16 protein-coding genes and 1 pseudogene are annotated in these 19634 nt (G+C 68.4%); 12 read left to right on the top strand and 5 right to left on the bottom strand.

Annotated elements, in window-relative coordinates; translation table 11 throughout:
- Positions 1 to 55: 55 nt before the first annotated feature.
- From NE2_RS29480 to rraA, 7 genes are all read left to right on the top strand, one after another.
- Positions 56 to 697, top strand: coding sequence for a DUF6474 family protein (locus NE2_RS29480; protein WP_030516739.1), 642 nt, complete (start codon positions 56 to 58; stop codon positions 695 to 697).
- Between the two features lie 13 nt (positions 698 to 710).
- The gene (locus NE2_RS29475) at positions 711 to 1316 is read left to right on the top strand and encodes a hypothetical protein (protein ID WP_063031390.1); all 606 of its coding nucleotides are present in this window, start codon (positions 711 to 713) and stop codon (positions 1314 to 1316) included.
- Between the two features lie 75 nt (positions 1317 to 1391).
- Complete coding sequence (locus tag NE2_RS29470) at positions 1392 to 2051, top strand: YcnI family copper-binding membrane protein (RefSeq protein ID WP_063031388.1); 660 nt, start codon at positions 1392 to 1394, stop codon at positions 2049 to 2051.
- Positions 2048 to 2602: a copper resistance CopC family protein gene (locus tag NE2_RS29465; RefSeq protein WP_084494410.1), complete on the top strand. Its 555-nt coding sequence runs from the start codon at positions 2048 to 2050 to the stop codon at positions 2600 to 2602. Before NE2_RS29470 ends, NE2_RS29465 begins: the two co-directional genes overlap by 4 nt.
- The gene (locus NE2_RS29460; RefSeq protein ID WP_063031384.1) at positions 2599 to 3540 is read left to right on the top strand and encodes a CopD family protein; all 942 of its coding nucleotides are present in this window, start codon (positions 2599 to 2601) and stop codon (positions 3538 to 3540) included. The genes NE2_RS29465 and NE2_RS29460 overlap by 4 nt, the downstream gene beginning before the upstream one ends.
- Positions 3541 to 3629: 89 nt before the next feature.
- Positions 3630 to 4088, top strand: a complete 459-nt coding sequence (locus NE2_RS29455; RefSeq protein ID WP_063031382.1) for an SRPBCC family protein — start codon at positions 3630 to 3632, stop codon at positions 4086 to 4088.
- A 70-nt stretch (positions 4089 to 4158) separates the two neighbouring features.
- Positions 4159 to 4644, top strand: coding sequence for a ribonuclease E activity regulator RraA (gene rraA, locus NE2_RS29450; RefSeq protein WP_063031380.1), 486 nt, complete (start codon positions 4159 to 4161; stop codon positions 4642 to 4644).
- A 43-nt stretch (positions 4645 to 4687) separates the two neighbouring features.
- On the opposite strand, the gene NE2_RS29445 is transcribed toward rraA, so the two are convergent.
- Complete coding sequence (locus NE2_RS29445; protein WP_030516732.1) at positions 4688 to 4909, bottom strand: RNA-binding S4 domain-containing protein; 222 nt, start codon at positions 4907 to 4909, stop codon at positions 4688 to 4690.
- A gap of 156 nt (positions 4910 to 5065) precedes the next feature.
- Between NE2_RS29445 and lysX the strand changes: the two genes are divergently transcribed.
- The 4 genes from lysX to NE2_RS29425 all read left to right on the top strand — a co-directional run bounded on the left by lysX (position 5066) and on the right by NE2_RS29425 (position 10103).
- Positions 5066 to 8401: a bifunctional lysylphosphatidylglycerol synthetase/lysine--tRNA ligase LysX gene (gene lysX, locus NE2_RS29440; RefSeq protein WP_063031438.1), complete on the top strand. Its 3336-nt coding sequence runs from the start codon at positions 5066 to 5068 to the stop codon at positions 8399 to 8401.
- Between the two features lie 70 nt (positions 8402 to 8471).
- On the top strand, positions 8472 to 9116 hold the full coding sequence (locus NE2_RS29435) for a histidine phosphatase family protein (RefSeq protein ID WP_063031378.1): 645 nt from the start codon (positions 8472 to 8474) through the stop codon (positions 9114 to 9116).
- 155 nt (positions 9117 to 9271) lie between these two features.
- Complete coding sequence (locus NE2_RS29430) at positions 9272 to 9541, top strand: hypothetical protein (RefSeq protein WP_063031376.1); 270 nt, start codon at positions 9272 to 9274, stop codon at positions 9539 to 9541.
- Positions 9542 to 9794: 253 nt separating this feature from the next.
- Positions 9795 to 10103 (top strand): hypothetical protein, encoded by a 309-nt coding sequence (locus NE2_RS29425; RefSeq protein WP_063031374.1) that lies wholly within the window; start codon positions 9795 to 9797, stop codon positions 10101 to 10103.
- 63 nt (positions 10104 to 10166) lie between these two features.
- Here the strand turns inward: NE2_RS29425 and NE2_RS29420 are convergent, their stop codons facing one another.
- The 4 genes from NE2_RS29420 to NE2_RS29405 all read right to left on the bottom strand — a co-directional run bounded on the left by NE2_RS29420 (position 10167) and on the right by NE2_RS29405 (position 19059).
- Positions 10167 to 11090, bottom strand: a complete 924-nt coding sequence (locus NE2_RS29420; RefSeq protein WP_084494409.1) for a cutinase family protein — start codon at positions 11088 to 11090, stop codon at positions 10167 to 10169.
- A gap of 362 nt (positions 11091 to 11452) precedes the next feature.
- The gene (locus NE2_RS29415; RefSeq protein ID WP_063031372.1) at positions 11453 to 12922 is read right to left on the bottom strand and encodes a glutamate synthase subunit beta; all 1470 of its coding nucleotides are present in this window, start codon (positions 12920 to 12922) and stop codon (positions 11453 to 11455) included.
- Complete coding sequence (gltB, locus tag NE2_RS29410) at positions 12915 to 17579, bottom strand: glutamate synthase large subunit (RefSeq protein ID WP_063031370.1); 4665 nt, start codon at positions 17577 to 17579, stop codon at positions 12915 to 12917. Before gltB ends, NE2_RS29415 begins: the two co-directional genes overlap by 8 nt.
- 718 nt (positions 17580 to 18297) lie before the next feature.
- Positions 18298 to 19059, bottom strand: coding sequence for a chorismate mutase (locus NE2_RS29405; RefSeq protein WP_063031368.1), 762 nt, complete (start codon positions 19057 to 19059; stop codon positions 18298 to 18300).
- A 284-nt stretch (positions 19060 to 19343) separates the two neighbouring features.
- On the opposite strand from NE2_RS29405, the pseudogene NE2_RS29400 reads away from it, so the two are divergent.
- Positions 19344 to 19634, top strand: a pseudogene (locus tag NE2_RS29400) (hypothetical protein); the annotation flags it as partial.

Here is a 19634-nt window from a genome sequence, read left to right as displayed (position 1 = left end):
CCGTGTGGCATGTGGGTATATCAGCATGACGGAACTTCGTGACGGAGGGCTTTCGATGGGGTTGTTCACCAAGCGCAAGCGGCGTGCGGACCGCAAAGCCGAGGCGAAAGCCCTCAAGCACAAAGCCGCGATGGAGGCCAAACTCGGCGCCCGCAACGAACGCAAACGCCAGCGCGCCGAGATCCGCACCCAGCGCGAGGTGGCGAAGGCTCAGATCGCGACCTTGAAGGCGGAGGAGAAGGCCGCCCTCAAGACCGCCGAACGAGCCGACCGCGAACTGCTCACCGCGAGCCAGGTGAAGAAGTATCTGGGCGTGGCGCGCGTGCTGGTGCCGGTGCTGGCGCCGCTGGCCTACCGGGCCGCCACCTTCATCCGCGGCCAGATCGACACCCGCCGCGCCCATCGGCTGGGTATCGGCATAGGCGAACTGGGCAACTTCACCGGCCACGGCGCCCGCCTGCAGGCCCGCATCACCGGTGTCGAATCGACCCTGGCCGGTATCGAGAACTCCGGTGACAAGAGCGGCGAGACGCAGAAGTTCGTGGCCGCCACCCGCGACCGGCTCGCCAGTCTGTCGGCTGCCGTGCGTACCGCCGAGCAGATGCCCGCGCCGCGCCGGCGTGCGGTGCACAACTCCATCTCGCACGAACTGGCCGGCGTCGAAGCCGATATCCTCGCGCGCCTCGGCGTGCACTGACCGACCGCTCGCTATGCCGCATCGTGCCCGGCCCGCGACCGGATCCCTGCCTTACCGGCGAGCGGTCCGGCGGCCGGGCATCGATGGCCTGCGGGGCGGGCTGGTCGGTATGGCGGTGGTCGTCCTCGCGGTGGCCGCGCACGGATGGGCCGACGGCGGCTATCCCGGCTCGGCGACGCTGGCGCTGCTATTGCTGAGCGCGGCGGCCACCGGAACCTTCGCGTCGATGCTGCCGCCCACCGGCGGTGTGAGTGGCCGGATCGGCATCCTGGCGGCACTCGGAGGCGGACAGGCGGTGTCGCATATCGCGCTGAGTCTGCTGCCCGCTCATCGGCCCGGTGAAACATCGTGCGGGAGCGGCCTTTCCGGGCTGATCTCGATCTTCCCGAACAACTGGATGACACTGGCGCACACCCTCGCCACCGTGGTGTGCGCGGTGCTGATCGTGGCCGTGGAACGGCTGTATGCCGCGGTCTCCCGATCGGTCCGGGCCGTCACCACCCGGCCGCAACCGCCGGTGGATATCGCCACGCCCCGGTGGCGGACCTCCCCGCGGCAAGCGTGGCAGCAATGGAGCGCCGGCGCCCTCGGCTCCCGCGCACCCCCGGTACTCGCCTGAACCGATCCTCGACCACAGGCAATTCCTCCGGCATCTCGCCGAGTACCGAGAAAGTCACCCATCGTGAGTTCACGCATGTCCACCTCACTGTCGCGCGCCCTGGTCGCCACGGGCGCCGCCGCCGGTCTCGCCCTGCTCGCCTCCGGCCCCGCGGCCGCGCACGTCACCGCCGACGCGCCCGGTGCGGCCCAGGGCGGCTACGCGGTCATCACCTTCCGCGTGCCGACCGAATCGGCGACGGCGTCCACCACCAAACTGACCGTCGCGCTGCCGCAACTGTCCGCGGCTCGCACCGAACCCGTTCCGGGCTGGACCGCCAAGACCGAGAAGAACGACAAGAACCAGTTCACCTCCGTCACCTGGACCGCCAACCCGGGCACTCCCGGCATCACTCCCGAGCAGTTCCAGCGCTTCGCCGTCGCGGTCGGGCCGCTGCCGAAGCAGGACAAGATCAACTTCCCGGCCACTCAGACCTACAGCGACGGCAAGGTCGTCAACTGGAGCGAGCCCATGCCCGCCGGCGGTGACGAGCCCGAGCATCCCGCTCCGAGCATCACGCTGGCCGCCGCCGGATCCGACGACGATCACGCCAGTATGCCGAGCGCTGCCGCCGACAAGTCCGACAGCGACGAGTCCGACAACACCGCGCGCTGGCTGGGCGGTATCGGACTGGTTCTCGGCGCCCTCGGTGCCGCGCTCGGACTCGGCAGCCTGATCCGGAGCCGGCGCTCATGATGCGCCGCATCGTGTTCGCCCTGGTCGGCGCGCTGGCGCTGGGCGCACTGACGATCACGGTCGCCGGTCCGGCCGCCGCACATTCGACGGTGGTATCCACCGACCCCGCCGACGGCGCGAAGGTCGAGACCGGTCCCGCGCGGGTGAGCGTCACCTTCAACGAGAATCTGCAGCCGAGTTTCCCGTCGCTGACCGTCGTCGGCCCGGACGGGAATCTGTGGTCGAAGGGCAAGCCGGTGGTGGACGGCCCGACCGTCACCGTCGAGGTCGGTGACCTGGGCCCGGCCGGCACCTACACGATGGCGTACCGGGTCACCTCCGCCGACGGCCACCCGGTCAGCGGTACCCGCAGTTTCGAACTGACCACGCCCGGCCACGGCGCACCGGGGCCCAAGGCCGATGCCAAGAGCGGCAACTCCGGCAGCGGCGATTCCGGGGGCGTGCCGCTGTGGGTGTTCATCGTGGCCGCGGTCGTGCTGTTCGGTGGTGGACTGGCGTTCGCGCTGTTCGGCGGTCGCTCCCGACGGTCGGGCAGCGGCGGCAAACCATGAGGCCGGGGACGGCCGGCAGCAGATCGACCGCACTGCGTTACGCACTGCTGCTGGTCGTCCCGGCCGCCCTCGTCGGTGCCGCCGCCGGATGGGCGCTCGCCGCACCCGATCCGGTACAGGCCGAGGCGCCGGTGCGCACTCTGGCCGACGGGCTCGGCGCGACGGTTCTCGGCCTGGCCGCGCTGCCGCGCCTGCACGACCGGCTGCGGCCCGCGTGGCGGTTGCTGGCCGTCTTCGGCGGCCTCTGGGCGGTGGCGGAATTCGTGCTGCTGGCCACCGAGGCCGCCGAGGTGGTGGGGGTACCGCTGACCCGGTTGCGCGCCAGCGATTTCGGCGACTACCTCACGCATGTCAGCGGGGGCCAGATCGGCATCGCCGTGCTGATCGGCACCGCGGCGGTCGCCTGCTACAGCACGCTGGCCTTCCGGCGACCGGACCGCGCGACCGCCGATCTGGTGCTGGTCTTCGCCGCGGTGACGCTGGTGCTGCGCCCGATCACCGGCCATATGTCACAGCAGACGCTGGGCTCGGTGCTGGCCGCGGTCCACGCCCTGGCCGCCGCCGTCTGGTTCGGCCTGCTGCTGGCGCTGGCGCTGGTCGTGCGCACCCGCGGTGAGTGGGCGGTGATCCTGCCGCGCTATTCCGGCTGGGCGCTGCCCGCGGTGGCCGCGGTGACGGTGACCGGCGTGGTGAACGGGCTGGTCCGGGTCGGCGATCCGGCCGCCCTGGTCGATACCGGATACGGCCGCATCCTGCTGGCGAAGACGGTCATGGCGCTCGCGCTGCTCGGCCTCGGCTGGTGGTGGCGGCGCAGTTGGGTTCCGGTGGCCACCGACCACCGGATGACCGCGGACTCCTCGCTGCGCCGCGCCCTGATCGAGGTCGTGGTGATGGCCGCGGTGTTCGGCCTGGCGGCGACGCTGGCGGTGACCGCCTGAGTCCGAGCCCGGGCCGGACAGGCCTCCGAACTGGAGTGATAGCAATTACATCCGGTCCGGGCCGGACTAGAACACGTTACGGTTACTGCATGACCGCAGTGAAGATCGTGGCCGATTGCGCCGCGCCGGCCGAGACCGCGTTCGACTACGTCAACGACTATCGCCATCTACCGGAATTCGTCACCGAGGTCCATTCCTTCCGCCCGATCACCGATCAGGTGGCCGGGCTGGGCGCGACGTTCGACACCGAGATCAAACTGGGCCCCGCCTCGTTGACCTCCCGGCTGCAGATCGTGCGCTGGGAGAAGAACGTCGAGATCGCGGTGAAGGCCGTGACCGGATTCGAGATCGAATCGACCTTCCTGTTCCATCCCCGCGGCGACCGCGACTGCACGGTGGACGCCATCGTCGAATACCGGGTGCCGGGCGGACTCGCGGGCAAGGTGCTGGGCAAGACCATCGAGCCGTTCGTCAAACTGTCGGTCAAACACACCACCCACAATCTGACGACCAAGATCGCGGAGTATCAGCGCACCCTCGACAGCTGAACCGGGCGGCCCCGCGTCACGCGGCGAAGGTCTCAGGATCCGATCGTCGCCCGCATGGCAAGCTTATTTCGTGACCGATTCAGCAAACCCAGTGGCAACCGCCGACCTCGCCGACGAGATCGGCCCCGAGATTCGTAGCTGCGATACGCAATTCACGCAGTTCGGCGGCAATCCGGTGTTCAGCGGGCGCATCGTCACCATTCGCTGCTTCCAGGACAATCTGTTGGTCAAGCAGACTCTCAGCGAACCCGGTGACGGACGTGTGCTGGTCGTGGACGGCGGCGCGAGCATCCACACCGCCCTCGTCGGTGACGTGATCGCCGGCCGTGGAGTCGACAACGGCTGGTCCGGCGTCGTGATCAACGGCGGCGTCCGCGATTCGGCGATTCTGCGTACCCTGCCCATCGGCATCAAGGCGCTGGGCACCAACCCGCGCAAGAGCACGCAGACCGGATCCGGCGAACGCGATGTGCCGGTCGAATTCGGCGGCGTCACCTTCGTTCCGGGCGAGATGCTCTACAGCGATCACGACGGGGTCGTCGTCCGCGCGGAATGAGTCGCCGATCGCCGCCGGGCCGGCCGGCCCCGCGCCTGCCGAACTATCCGCCTGCCACCCGCACGCGGTGGCCGGCGAGTGCGACCACGTCTCCGGCATGGAGCTGGCGGCCCCGCCGTAGTTCCACCTCGTCGTTGACGCGCACGAGTCCGGCGGCGATCACGGTCTTGGCCTCCGACCCGCTGTCGATGAGATTGGCCAGCTTCAGGAATTGCCCGAGTCGAATGACTTCGTCTTCGATCGGCACATCGACTGGATCCGACATGGGTTACATCTTTACCGCCGCGCTCGGCGGGCCGCACGCCGCCCCCGTCGCGTTCGGCACCGGGGTCCGGCGAAAGGATCGAATATGACCGTGCACGAGCAGGACTCGCCCGGTGGCCTTCTCCCCTCGAGCGGCCCCAGCCCGCACACTGGTGCGGTGACTTCCACGCAAGACCAGCTCCACTCGCGCGACCGCAGATCACCTTCGTCACCGGTTCCGCATCGCGCCCACGGTCGGCTGAGCGAAGTCCCCCATCTGGTCGGCCTGGTGCTCGGCGTGTTCTCGGCTCTGTGTGCGCTGTGGAGTATTTCGCCCGGCCTGCGCTACATCACCTCCGTCCCACGGCACTACCTCGACGCCTACTATTTCGACGCGCCCGACACGAACCTGATGTGGGCGGTGATCGTCGGTCTGCTCGCCGGCGCGACGGCCTCCCGTAAACGCATCGCCTGGTGGCTGCTGGTCGGGTACATGGCGCTGTTCGCGCTCGCCAACGGACTGGATTTCGCCGAGGAACAGGATCCGCACGCGCTGGCCGCGCTGTTCGTCCACCTCGCGGTGATCGGCCTGATGATCGCGGCATGGCCGGAGTTCTACACCCGGGTGCGGCGGGGCGCGGTGTGGAAGGCGCTCGGTGTCCTGGTCAGCGGGCTGGTGATCAGCAGCCTGCTCGGCTGGGGGCTGGTGGAGCTGTTCCCCGGCAGCCTGCCGCGCGGTGCGCAGCGCCCGCTGTGGGCGATCTCGCGGGTCACCGCGACAATTCTGGTGGCCGACAACAACTTCGACGGCCACCCGCCGCATGTGGTGAATCTGCTGCTGGGCCTGTTCGGTGCCATCGCACTGCTGGCTGCCGCGCTGGTGCTGTTCCGGTCGCAACGCGCCTCCAACGCGATGACCGGGCTGGACGAATCCGCGGTGCGCGGCCTGCTCGCCCGCTCCGATGTCGAGGATTCGCTGGGCTACTTCGCGACTCGCCGCGACAAGGCCGTGGTGTTCGCGCCCAGCGGTAAGGCGGCGATCACCTTCCGCGTCGAACTCGGCGTATGCCTGGCCTCCGGTGATCCGATCGGTGTGCGGGAGGCGTGGCCGCAGGCCATCGATGCCTGGCTGCGACTGGCCGACGAATACGGCTGGGCCCCGGCGGTGATGGGCGCCGGGGAATTCGGCGCCACCGCCTACCGCCGGGCCGGCCTGTCCGCGCTGCGCCTGGGCGACGAGGCGATTCTCGACACCCGTTCGTTCTCGCTGGCCGGGCCCGAGATGAAGCAGGTGCGCCAGGCCGCCAACCGCCTGCACAAACAGGGCTTCACCGTCCGGGTCCGCCGCCACAGCGAACTCTCGCCGGACGAGATGGCGCAGATGATCGCCCGCGCCGATTCCTGGCGCGATACCGAAACCGAACGCGGCTTCTCGATGGCGCTGGGCCGGCTCGGCGACCGGCTCGACGGCGACAGCCTGCTGGTGGAGGCTCTCGATCGCGACTGCCGGGTGTGGGGCATGCTGTCGCTGGTGCCCTGGGGCCGCACCGGGGTCTCGCTCGACGTGATGCGACGAGATCCCAAGGGCCCCAACGGAATCATGGAATTCATGATCTCCCAGCTGGCGCTGACCTCGGAACAGTACGGGATCACCCGGGTCTCGCTGAACTTCGCGGTATTCCGCTCGGTCTTCGAGGAGGGCAGCCGGATCGGCGCCGGCCCGGTGCTGCGGCTGTGGCGCAGTGTGCTGATGTTCTTCAGCCGCTGGTGGCAACTCGAGGCGCTGTACCGGTCGAATGTGAAATATCAGCCGCAGTGGGTGCCGCGGTTCTTCATCTTCGAGGAACGCCGCCAACTGCCGCGGGTCGCGCTCGCCAGCGCGCTGGCCGAGGGCTTCCTGCCGCGCTTCGGCAAGCAGCCGGATGCCTCGGCCCACACCGGTCTGCATTCCGCGGTGCCGGCCACGATCACCGGGCTGCACGCCGACGGCAGCCCGCCCGAGGCGCCGCCCTCGGCCCTCGAACAGGCCGCCGCCCGCCGCCCCGAACAGGTGCGGGTGCGGATGGACAAGGTGCGCCGGCTCGAATCGGCCGATATCGACGCCTATCCGGTGGCCTACGCCCCGACCCATTCGATCGCCGATGCCCGCCGCTCCCCCAAGGGCACCACGGTGCGAGTATGCGGGCGGCTGTTGCGGATCCGCGACCACGGCGGCGTCACCTTCGCGACGCTGCGCGACTGGTCCGGCGACATCCAGATCCTGATCGACCGGGGCCGGGTCGGCGCGCGCCGCTCGAGTTCGTTCGGCGAGTACTTCGATCTGGGCGATCTGATCGAGGTGAGCGGCCAGATCGGCGCGAGCCGCCGGGGCGAGCTGTCGCTGCTCGCCCAGGACTGGCGGATGATCGGCAAATGCCTGCATCCGCTGCCGGACAAGTGGCGCGGACTCGCGGACCCCGAGGCGCGGGTGCGGCAGCGCTACGTCGATATGACGATCAACGTCGAGACGCGCGAGGTACTGGCCAAACGCAGCGCTGTGGTGCGGTCGCTGCGGGATACGTTGAACGGCTGGGGTTTCCTCGAGGTCGAGACGCCGGTGCTGCAGCAGGTGCACGGCGGCGCCAACGCCGCACCCTTCCGCACCCACATCAATGCCTACGATCTGGACCTGTACCTGCGCATCGCACCGGAGCTGTACCTCAAGCGGCTGTGCGTGGGCGGGATGGAGAAGGTCTTCGAACTGGGCCGGGTATTCCGCAACGAGGGCGTGGACTACAGCCACAATCCGGAATTCACGATTCTGGAAGCCTATGAAGCGCACAGTGATTACGAGCGCATGATGCACGCGTGCCGGCAGCTGATCCAGAATGCGGCGATCGCGGCCAACGGCGCCTGCGTGGCCCTGCGGCCGGGTGCGGACGGCACGCTGACCGAGGTCGACATCTCCGGCGACTGGCCGGTGCGCACCGTGCACGGCGCCATCTCCGAGGCCGTCGGCGAGACCGTCACCCCCGACACCCCGGTGGATCGGCTGCGGTTGCTGTGCGACAAGGTCGAGGTGCCGTATCAGCCGGGTTGGGACGCCGGGCAGGTCGTGCTCGAGATGTACGAGCACCTCGTCGAGGAACGGACCCAGGAGCCGACCTTCTACATCGATTTCCCGACCTCCGTGTCACCGCTGACGCGCGCCCATCGCCGCATCGACGGTGTGGCCGAACGCTGGGATCTGGTGGCCTGGGGTGTCGAACTGGGTACCGCCTACAGCGAATTGACCAACCCGATCGAACAGCGCCGTCGCCTGACCGAACAGTCGCTGCTGGCCGCGGGCGGTGATCCGGAGGCCATGGAACTGGACGAGGACTTCCTCGAGGCACTGGAATTCGCGATGCCGCCGACCGGCGGTCTGGGTGTGGGTGTGGATCGTGTGGTCATGCTCATCACCGGCCGCAGTATCCGCGAAACCCTGCCGTTCCCGCTGGTCAAACCGCGCACCGGACAGGGCGAGGGACGCTGACCGCACCGCCGGCGCCGGGGCCCGCGCACCCGTTCGCGAACCCGGAACCCGCGTCCGGCACAGTAGATCCGTGCAGCTTGTTCTCGTGCGTCACGCCCAGCCCGGCCGGGTGCTGACCACCTCCGGTCCCGCCGATCCCGAACTCACCGAACTCGGTGTCGAGCAGGCTCGGCGGGTACCGGCCGTGATCGCCCGGTTCGCCGGGGGCGAGCATCGCATCGCGCGGGTGGTGAGCAGTCCGCAGCGGCGGGCCCGCGATACCGCCGCGCCGACGGCCGAGAAGTTGGGACTGCCGGTCGAGGTACTCGACGGGCTGGCCGAATACGACCGCGACCTACCCGCGTATATCCCGATCGAAGATGCCAAGCGCGATTTCCGCGCCACCTACGACCGGATCAAGGCCGGACATCTGCCCGAACAGATCGACGGGCCCGCGTTCGTGGCGCGGGTGCTGGGCACGGTGTCGGAACTCGTCGCGGCCGCCGAACCCGCCGATACGGTTGTCGCCTTCGCCCACGGCGGAGTGGTGAACGTGCTGCTCCAGGACATTCTCGGACTCGAACGCCCCCTGACCTTTCCGATCGACTACTGCTCGATCACCCGGATTCTGTTCTCCCGTAGCGGTAATCGCACCGCCGCGACGATCAACGAGAACAGCCACGTGTGGGATCTGCTGCCGCGAAATCGTCCCGGAGCGGCCAGCGACGTGATCTGAGCACAGCGTAGGGGCGGGAGAATCCGAAAGCTGTGCGGGTGGCGGAAATTCACAGCCGATTGCCAGCCCTGAAGCCTGCCGGACACAGCAACGAGTCGTTCCATGGATGACCACGGGCCCCGCCCGGCGGCCCGTGTTCCGAGAAAGGTAGTCCGTTGCTCTCCTCCACGAGTTCCTCGCGCCGCCGGCTGATCGCCCGCATCGCCGTCGCCGGCGCGATCGCGGCCGCCCCCGTCGCCGCGGTCGCGGTACCCGCTTTCGCCGATACCCCGTCCGCCACGCAGATCGACTGGCACGACCACGATCACGACCACGACGGGTGGCGTCATCATCGCGATCGCGATCACGATCACGACAACGGCCCGTGGCAGTCCGGTCCCGGCGGCTTCCTGCCCGGACCCCCGCCCACCGGCTCGTTCGGCTGATCGAACCGCACAGCCGAGGAACATACGAGGGCCGCTCCCTTTCCGGGAGCGGCCCTCGTTCGCTGTGTGGAACACGGATTCGGTGGTCGTGAACGGGATCGCGGCACCGTGGCCGGTCGCTTCAAAGTTCATTCACAGTTCGCGAACATCGCCGTCCCAGCCGGCGGCGTTTCGATGTACTCGTGAGCCGCCGGGCCGCCCGGTCCGAATCCCCCAGCACGGCTCCGTATTTCGCAGACGAAAGGCCGAAACCTTGCAGACCACCGCGAAGCCGAAGAACCGCACCCGCCGCCTAGTGACCCGCGTCGCCGTCGCCGGTGCGCTCGTCGTCGTTCCCCTGTCCGCGCTCGCCGTGCCGGCCTTCGCCGACGCCCCGGCCAACACCCCCAGCGCGGTCGCCATCGACCGCGACAACCACCCCGGTGACCGCGACGGGGACCACCGCGGACCGGATCGCGACAACCACGGCGACAACCACGGCGATCGGGACCGCGGCCCGGAGAACCAGCCGGCTCCCGGCCCGCAGCTGCCCCAGCTCCCGCCGACCGGTTCCGCCGGCTGATCCCCGAAACGGTGAAGGCCACCCCGCTCGACGCGGGGTGGCCTTCACAGGCGCCTTACCGGCTCATGCCATTCCGGCGATCCAGTTGTGCATCCACGAGATCGCGGTCTGGCCGCCGCCCACCGAATAATTGCCGTAGGAGGTGTGCGTGCCGGACTGGTAGAAGTGCTCGAGCTGTTCCACCCGCTGCTGGTTGGCGTCGTCGGTGAGCTGCGATTGCAGGGCCGCGACACCACCGTGCGCCATCAGGTCGCCGATGATCGACCCCGCCTCGAGCTGGTAGCGCCACAGGTTGGCCGCGCTCGCACCGGAGGCCTGCGCCAGGAAGCCGGCGAAACGGGTGACGTAGTCGGTGTCCTCGGTGGAGCAGTACAGATCGCCGGCCGCGCAGATGGTGCGGACCCGGTCGCTGAGGAAGCCGAATCCACCCACGCGCGGGCCACCGGCGCCGGCGCCGCCGACCACCGGGCCGACCTGGACGTCTGTGGGCGACCGACGCGGATCGGAGATCAGGCCGACACCCGAAACGCGGTCCGGCGGAACGGCGCCCAGGCCGGTGCCGATCTCGGCGGCCAGATCGCCCGCGGCATCCGCACCCTGGCTGTAACCGACGATCGCGTAGTGCGTACCGGCGCAGCGGGCCGCCATCGCCTGGATGAGGCCCCGTGCGTTGTCGGTCGCTTCCTTCTTGGAGGCGCCGTAGACATCACCCTCCCACGGGAAGGCGGTCGCGGCGTAGCTGACGTAGTCGACGTCCGCCGAACTCGGCAGGCCGCGCGTCACCCCCGACAGCATGCCGGGGCCGACCATATGGTCGGGCTTGTGATCACCGGTCTCCCAGGTGCCCGGGATCGCGACGACGTACAGGCTCGGGCAACCGGGATCCGCGCTCGCGGAACCGCTTCCGATCGCGGTACCCGACACTGCCATACCAGCCAGTACCGCGACTGCCGCCCCGGCGGCCGCGACAACCTTCTTCAACCGCATGCTGCTCCAGTTCAAGCCAGCCCTCGCCGGGGCTCCCCATATGTATTCGCCGCTGATGATGCCGCCGCCACATTGCCGCGCGGTAAATTCCCGGCGAAGCAAAAACCGCCCGCGTCCGAGACCTCGTGAACGAGTTCGGACGCGGACCAAGAGCACTTACGACATACCGGTGCTCAGGATAACGGCGGCACGGTGGAACTGCCATCCGAGCTCGAAATCCCGTCCGATTTCCGATGTTTGAGACGCGGGTACACGTTTTCGCAGTACAGGGCGAAAAAACAGGCGTCCACGGGCTCGAAAGCCCGTGGACGCCTCGTATTTTCGATTGTTCGGCAGTCGGCCCTCGCCGTCCCGGCCGGGACTCAGCGCTGGGCGACCGCCGTCGGAGCGATCGGCGCCGGCAGCGCGGTCTCACCCTCGAGGTGCTTGTCCACCGCCGAGGCGGCGGCGCGGCCCTCGGCGATGGCCCACACGATCAGCGACTGACCACGCCCCATATCGCCGGCGACGAAGACTCCGGGAACGGTGGTCTGGAAGTCCTTACCGCGCTTGACGTTGCCCCGCTGGTCGTAGCCCACGCCGAGATCCTCGAGCAGACCCGGCTTCTGCGGGCCGACGAAGCCCATCGCCAGCAGGACCAGATCGGCCTCCAGGGTGAAGTCGGTGCCCTCGACCTTCTCGAAGCGGCCGTTGACGTTACGAACCTCGTGCGCCTGCAGGCCGGTGACCTTGCCGTCCTCACCGATGAACCGCTCGGTGTTCACCGAGAAGACGCGCTCGCCACCCTCTTCGTGCGCCGAGGAGACCCGGAACATCAGCGGGTAGGTCGGCCACGGGGTCGACTCGGCCCGCTCCTCCGGCGGCCTCGGCATGATCTCGAACTGGTGGACGCTCGCCGCGCCCTGGCGGTGCGACGTGCCCAGGCAGTCGGCGCCGGTGTCACCGCCACCGATGATGACGACCTTCTTGCCCTTGGCGTGGATCCGCGGCAGGCCCTCCTCGTCGGCGACCGGATCGCCCAGCTGAACCCGGTTGGCCAGCGGCAGGAATTCCATCGCCTGGTGGATGCCGTCCAGATCGCGCCCCGGAATCGGCAGGTCGCGCGCGATGGTGGAACCACCCGCGAGCACCACCGCGTCGAACTGCTCGCGCAGCTGCTCGGCGGTGATGTCGACACCGACGTTCACGCCCGCCTTGAAGACGGTGCCCTCGGCCTCCATCTGCGCCAGGCGGCGGTCGATGAAGCGCTTCTCCATCTTGAATTCCGGAATGCCGTAGCGCAGCAGGCCACCGATGCGGTCGTCGCGCTCGAACACCGTGACGGTGTGGCCGGCGCGGGTCAGCTGCTGGGCCGCGGCCAGACCGGCCGGACCCGAACCCACGACCGCGACCTTCTTACCGGTCAGGCGGGTCGGATAGACCGGCTGCACCCAGCCCTCGTCGAAGGCGTTCTCGATGAGTTCGACCTCGACCTGCTTGATGGTGACCGGATCCTGGTTGATACCGAGCACACACGACGCCTCACACGGCGCCGGGCACAACCGCCCGGTGAATTCCGGGAAGTTGTTGGTCGCGTGCAGACGGTCGATGCCCTCGCGCCAGCGATCCCGGTAGACCAGGTCGTTCCACTCGGGAATCAGGTTCCCCAGTGGGCAGCCGTTGTGGCAGAACGGGATACCGCAGTCCATGCAGCGGCTGGCCTGGGTCTGCAGGGTCTGGTGGGAGTAGTTCTCCTCGTAGACCTCTTTCCAGTCCATCAGGCGCAGCGGTACCGGACGCCGAGTGGGCAGTTCCCGGCTGGTGTGCTTCAGAAATCCCTGTGGATCACCCACGTGCGGCCTCCATGATCGCCTCGTCGACATCCCGCCCGGCCTTCTCAGCCTCGGAGATAGCGAGCAATACCTTCTTGTAGTCGCGAGGCATAACCTTCACGAAGTGGTTCACCTGCTGCGACCAATCGCTCAGGATGCGTTCGGCCACCGCCGAACCCGTCGCGTCGCGATGGCTCGCGACCACGTCGCGCAGCCAGGTGAAGTCCTCGCCCTCGAGCTGTTCGATATCCACCAGCTCGGTGTTGAGGTTGGCTTCGAACGTGCCGTTCGGGTTGTAGATGTAGGCGATACCGCCCGACATACCGGCACCGAAGTTGCGCCCGGTCTCGCCGAGGATGACGACCCGGCCACCGGTCATGTACTCGCAGCCGTGATCACCCACGCCCTCGACCACCGCGGTGGCGCCCGAGTTACGCACGCAGAACCGCTCGCCGACCACACCGCGGATGAACGCCTCACCGCTGGTGGCGCCGAACAGGATCACGTTGCCCGCGATGATGTTCTCTTCGGCGACGAAGGACTCCGGCGCGTTCAGCGACGGCCGCACCACCAGGTGTCCGCCCGAAAGGCCCTTGCCCACATAGTCGTTGGCATCACCGAACACCCGCAGGGTGATACCGGCCGGGACGAACGCGCCGAAGCTGTTGCCCGCCGAACCGGTGAAGGTGATGTCGATGGTGTCGTCGGGCAGGCCGGCGCCACCGTAGAGCTTGGTCACCTCGTGGCCGAGCATGGTGCCGACCGTGCGGTTCACGTTCGTGATCTTGGTCTCGAACTTGACCGGCTTGCCGCGCTCGAGCGCATCCGCCGCCTGGGCGATGAGCTGGTTGTCGAGCGCCTTGTCCAGGCCGTGGTCCTGAGTCTTGGTGCAGCGGCGGTCCTGGTACATGAACGCCGTCTCGACATCGTCGAGGATCGGCGACAGATCCAGCTTGCTCGCCTTCCAGTGCTCCTTGGCCTTGGTCGTGTCGAGCAGGTCGACCCGGCCGATGGCCTCGTCGAGCGAGCGCAGACCCAGCGAGGCCAGCAGCTCCCGCACCTCTTCGGCGATGAACATGAAGAAGTTCTCGACGAATTCGGGCTTACCGGTGAAGCGCTGGCGCAGCACCGGATTCTGGGTCGCGACGCCGACCGGGCAGGTGTCGAGGTGGCAGACGCGCATCATGACGCAGCCGGAGACCACCAGCGGAGCGGTCGCGAAACCGTACTCCTCGGCGCCGAGCAAGGCGCCGATCAGCACGTCGCGGCCGGTCTTCATCTGGCCGTCGACCTGCACCACGATGCGGTCGCGCAGACCGTTGAGCAGCAGGGTCTGCTGGGTCTCGGCCAGGCCGAGTTCCCAGGGGCCGCCCGCGTGCTTCAGCGAGGTCAGCGGCGAGGCGCCGGTACCACCATCGTGGCCGGAGATCAGCACGACGTCGGCGTGGGCCTTCGACACACCGGCCGCGACCGTTCCGACACCCGGCTCCGCGACAAGTTTCACGTGAATCCGAGCCTGCGGATTCGCGTTCTTCAGGTCGTGGATCAGCTGGGCCAGATCCTCGATCGAGTAGATGTCGTGGTGCGGCGGCGGCGAGATCAGGCCGACACCCGGCGTCGAGTGCCGCACCTCGGCGACCCACGGGTACACCTTGTGCGCGGGCAGCTGACCGCCCTCACCGGGCTTGGCGCCCTGGGCCATCTTGATCTGGATGTCGGTGCAGTTGGTCAGATAGTGCGCGGTCACGCCGAAGCGACCCGACGCCACCTGCTTGATCGCGCTGCGCCGCCAGTCACCGTTGTCCTCCGGCTCGAAGCGAGCCGGCGACTCGCCGCCCTCACCCGAGTTGGAACGGCCGCCGAGGCGGTTCATCGCGATGGCGAGGGTCTCGTGCGCCTCCGCCGAGATCGAGCCGTAGCTCATCGCGCCGGTGGAGAAGCGCTTCACGATCTCGCTGGCGGGCTCGACCTCCTCGACCGGAATCGCGTGCCGGCCCTCGGTCTTGAACTTGAACAGGCCGCGCAGCGAGGCCAGGCGCTCGGACTGGTCGTCGACCAGCTTGGTGTACTCCTTGAAGATCGAGTACTGACCCGAGCGGGTCGCGTGCTGCAGCTTGAACACCGTGTCCGGGTTGAACAGGTGGTATTCACCCTCGCGCCGCCACTGGTACTCACCGCCGATCTCGAGCTCGCGGTGCGCGCGCTCGGTGCGGTTCTCCAGGAAGGCGATCCGGTGGCGGGCGGCGACCTCGGCGGCGATGTCGTCGAGACCGATGCCGTCCAGCGGCGAGGTCAGGCCGGTGAAGTACTGGTCGCAGAGTTCCTGCGACAGACCCACGACCTGGAACAGCTGCGCGCCGCGGTAGGAGGCGATGGTGGAGATGCCCATCTTGGACATCACCTTCAGCACACCCTTGCCGGCCGCCTTGTTGTAGTTCTTGACGGCCGCGGCGTAGTCCGCCGCCTTGTCGCCGGTGCTGCCGGGCATCTCCAGCGCGCCGCGCTCGAGCATGTCCTCGATCGACTCGAAGGCCATGTAGGGGTTGATCGCGGCCGCGCCGAAGCCGACCAGCATGGCCATGTGGTGCACCTCGCGGGCGTCACCGGCCTCGACCACGAGGCCGACCTTGGTCCGGGTGCGCTCGCGCACCAGGTGGTGGTGCACCGAGGCGGTGAGCAGCAGCGACGGAATCGGCGCCAGCTTCTCGTTGGATTCCCGGTCGGACAGCACGATGATCCGCGCGCCGCCGTCGATGGCGGCCGACACCTGGGCATTGATCGCCTCGAGTGCCTTGCGCAGGCCCTTGCCACCCTCCTTCACCGAGTAGAGGCCGCGCACGACCACCGAACGCAGCTCGGGCCGCGAACCGTCGTCGTTGATGTGGACGAGCTTGGCCAGTTCGTCGTTGTCGAGAATCGGCTGGGTCAGCGTGATGTGACGACAGGACTCCGGACCCGGATGCAGCAGGTCGGCCTCGGGGCCGATGGTGCTGCGCAGGCTGGTGACGACCTCCTCGCGGATGGCGTCCAGCGGCGGGTTGGTGACCTGGGCGAACAGCTGCGCGAAGTAGTCGAACAGCAGACGCGGACGCGAGGACAGCACGGCGATCGGCGTGTCGGTGCCCATCGAACCCAGCGCCTCACCGCCGGTCTTGGCCATCGGCGAGATCAGCAGGCTCAGTTCCTCGGTGGAGTATCCGAAGATCTGCTGACGGATGAGCACGCGGTCGTGCGACATGTGCTCGTGCGGACGGTCGGGCAGCTCGGCGAGCTTGATGATGCCCTCGTCGAGCCACTGCTGATAGGGCTGCTCGGCGGCCAGCTCCGACTTGATCTCGTCGTCGCTGATGATGCGGCCCTGCGAGGTGTCGACCAGGAACATGCGGCCGGGCTGCAGACGGGCCTTGCGGACCACCTTCGACGGCTCGATGTCGAGCACGCCGACCTCGGAGGCCATGACGACCAGGCCGTCCTCGGTGACCCAGATGCGGGAGGGGCGCAGACCATTGCGGTCCAGCACCGCGCCGACCACGGTGCCGTCGGTGAAGCACACCGAGGCCGGGCCGTCCCACGGCTCCATCAGCATGGAGTGGTAGCGGTAGAAGGCGCGCTGCGCCGGGTCCATCGACTCGTGCCGCTCCCAGGCCTCCGGGATCATCATCAGCACGGCGTGCGGCAGGCTGCGGCCACCGAGGTGCAGCAGTTCCAGCACCTCGTCGAAGCGCGCGGTGTCGGAGGCGCCCGGGGTGCAGACCGGGAAGATCTTCTCCAGCCGGTTGTTGCCCTCGCTGTCGGTGCCGAAGATCTCGGAGTTCAGCAGCGCTTCACGCGCGCGCATCCAGTTCTCGTTACCGGTGACGGTGTTGATCTCACCGTTGTGCGCGACGCGGCGGAACGGGTGGGCCAGCGGCCAGGACGGGAAGGTGTTGGTCGAGAAGCGAGAGTGCACGATGCCCAGCGCCGACTCCACCCGGTCGTCCTGCAGATCCAGGTAGAACGCCCGCAGCTGCGGGGTGGTGAACATGCCCTTGTAGACGAAGGTCTGGCCGGACAGGCTCGGGAAGTAGACGGTCTCGCGGCCGACGGCACCCTCGCCGGCGCCCTGCTTGCCGAGCTCGTGCTCGACCCGCTTGCGCACGACATAGGCACGCCGCTCCAGATCCATTCCGCTGAGCTGCTCGGCGGAATCGGCGGGCGAGGCGACGAACAGCTGCCGGAACGTCGGCATGGCATCCCGCGACAGCGCACCCAGGGAGGACCCGTCGATCGGAACCTCGCGCCAGCCCAGAACGGCCAGGCCCTCTTCCTTGACGATCTTCTCGACCAGGTAGCAGGCGCGGGCGGCCTCGCGGCGGGCCTGCGGCAGGAATGCGATACCGGTGGCGTAGGAGCCTTCCGGCGGCAACTCGAACGTGGCACCACCCTCGGCCAGCGCGGCCCGGAAGAACTTGTCCGGGAGCTGGATCAGGATGCCCGCACCGTCACCGGAGTTGGGTTCCGCACCCGCAGCACCACGGTGCTCCAGGTTCAGCAGTGCCGTAATAGCCTTGTCGACGATGTCGCGGCTACGACGGCCATGCATGTCGACGACGAACGCGACACCGCAGGAGTCGTGCTCGTTCGCCGGGTCATAGAGCCCGATCGGTCCAGGTGACCTGTGGCCAGGAAGTTGCGTCATGCCTCTGCCTTCAAGAAATAGGCGCCTTCAACGAAGAGGCCTTCGATTTCGATGCCTTCTTCCGATGGCCCTCGTCGAAACGCCTCCGCCTAGACTGCGTCCGGACGTTGCGGCGACCAGCGGCGCTGATGGTCATCCCGTGCAGTCAAACTCTCCAGTTGTCCACCCGCTTCGGTTTCGTAGTCGGGTGCTCGGTGGTAGCGGAACTCTGAGGAGTTCCTTACCCACCGCGCCGTGCTCGCCCGCTAGGCTGATGCTTGCGGCTCGTGGCCGAGTCCGGGCGACGAGTCGGACATTTCGCGTCCGACACTTAGAGCAAACGATAAGTCAGGACCGGAGCCCAACCAACTTAGGTTGTGCTAAATACTCCGTCTACCTGGGCATCTACATCGGTCCTCCACTACCTGCGCGTTCTCCAGTGTAAAGCAGGCAGCGCGGATCGCTGAGTCGCGTTCGCCACTGCCGTCGATAGCGCCTGGGCATCGGCCACGAGCTGGGAGCCCAGTCCTGCGCAACGCTCTCACCTGCGTCGAAACAGATTTCCCCGTACGCGGCGGCGGCAAACCGGAGTGTAAGGCGGCTAACTCTCCGGACACCTGGAGGAGACATTCCGGATACCGGAGCGACAAGCCACGCCAATGTGCGGACCGTACGGCATCGTTTGCGAATGTGGAGTTCAGCACATTCTTGGCAAACCAAGATCGAGAATGACTGTGGTTTATTTCACATACGTTGCGGGACAAAGCGTTACGGTCGCGCGGACCAGGGCGGCACCGTGCAGCGCGTCCACCCGGCCCGAGGTCAGCACCGGGAACACCGCGGCCGCGAGCTGCTGCGCACAATCCGGTGCGGTCAGCACCGTGCGGTGAGCCGCCAGCTGATTCAGGATCTCGCCGTTCACCTCGTCGATCACCGGCCGCACGGCGGCCAGATCCGACGCATCCGGCGCGGGCGCGGCCGCCGGATCGAAGCGCCACCGGGTGAGTAGTCCGTACTGCACGGTCTTGTTGGCTTCGATCTGTCCGGTGAACACCTGCCGCACCCACTCCTGCGGCAGCCCCGACCGGGTGCCGGCCGCGGCCATCGCGTCGTAGACCTGCGCCTCGCGCGCCGGATCGTCGACCACCGGAGGCTGCCCGGTCCGCTGCGAGGCGGTCCATTTCGCGGCGGCGACGGCATCGGCGGTGTTCAGGCGGCGCAGCACCAACTCCACCAGCGGACTCAGTGCCGACCGGTCCTCTTCCGCCGGCGCCGCCTGCGCCTGCGGAAGTACTCGCTCGGTGGTCATCGGCGCCACGATCGCGAATGCCGAGGTGACGAGCAGGGCGGCCGCGACGAGACGGGCACGCCGGCGCGCGTGGTGACGATCGAATCGCGACAGTGCCCCGGCGTCGACCGCCGCTGCGGCCGCGGAATCGTCGGTTTCGCCCGCATATGGTCCCCCGATCCGATGAATACCGACGCCCGGAGTCGCTCGCACGTTCCGCCCTCCTGTCACCGCCGCACCATCGTGTCGATCGGTGCCGCCCTACCCGAGAGTAGGGTTTCGCTCCGCGGCCGTCTGTGAGGCTCACCACATCGATGCCGCCGCGCTCGGTGGTTCTTCGCTCGGCCTGTCACTCTGAACCTGATTGCGCGCGACCGCGGCGCTCGGCGGATGGCCCGTCCCGCTCGCGCGCGGGGGCACACCACCGCCCGGACCACGATGCAACGACCGTTTCGCCCGGTGGCGACAACGATTGGGACCCAGAGGATGTGAATCCGTTGACCGATCCCCACGTCTTCGAACAGTCCCCCGCCGAAAGTTCGGCATCCGGCCCCTCGGGGTCCGGCTCCCGCACGACCGAATCGCGAGCGAGGCGGTCCCCCGCCGCGGTGCTGACCTGGCTCGGTGGCGCCGAAGCCGGCCGCGGCGACCGGCACGAGGGATCGACGTACGCCGTGACCGGTGGGGTGGTGCTGCTGTTCGCGGTGCTGTCCGGGATCGTCGTCGCGGCGGCCGGTGCGGCGGCGCACTGGCCCGCCGCGGTGGTGGCGATCGTCGCGGTGCCGGCG

The organism is Nocardia elegans NBRC 108235, assembly GCF_001612845.1.
Lineage (GTDB): Bacteria > Actinomycetota > Actinomycetes > Mycobacteriales > Mycobacteriaceae > Nocardia > Nocardia nova.
Note: the sequence above shows the minus strand (reverse complement) of the source record. Positions and strands in the feature narration are given on the sequence as shown.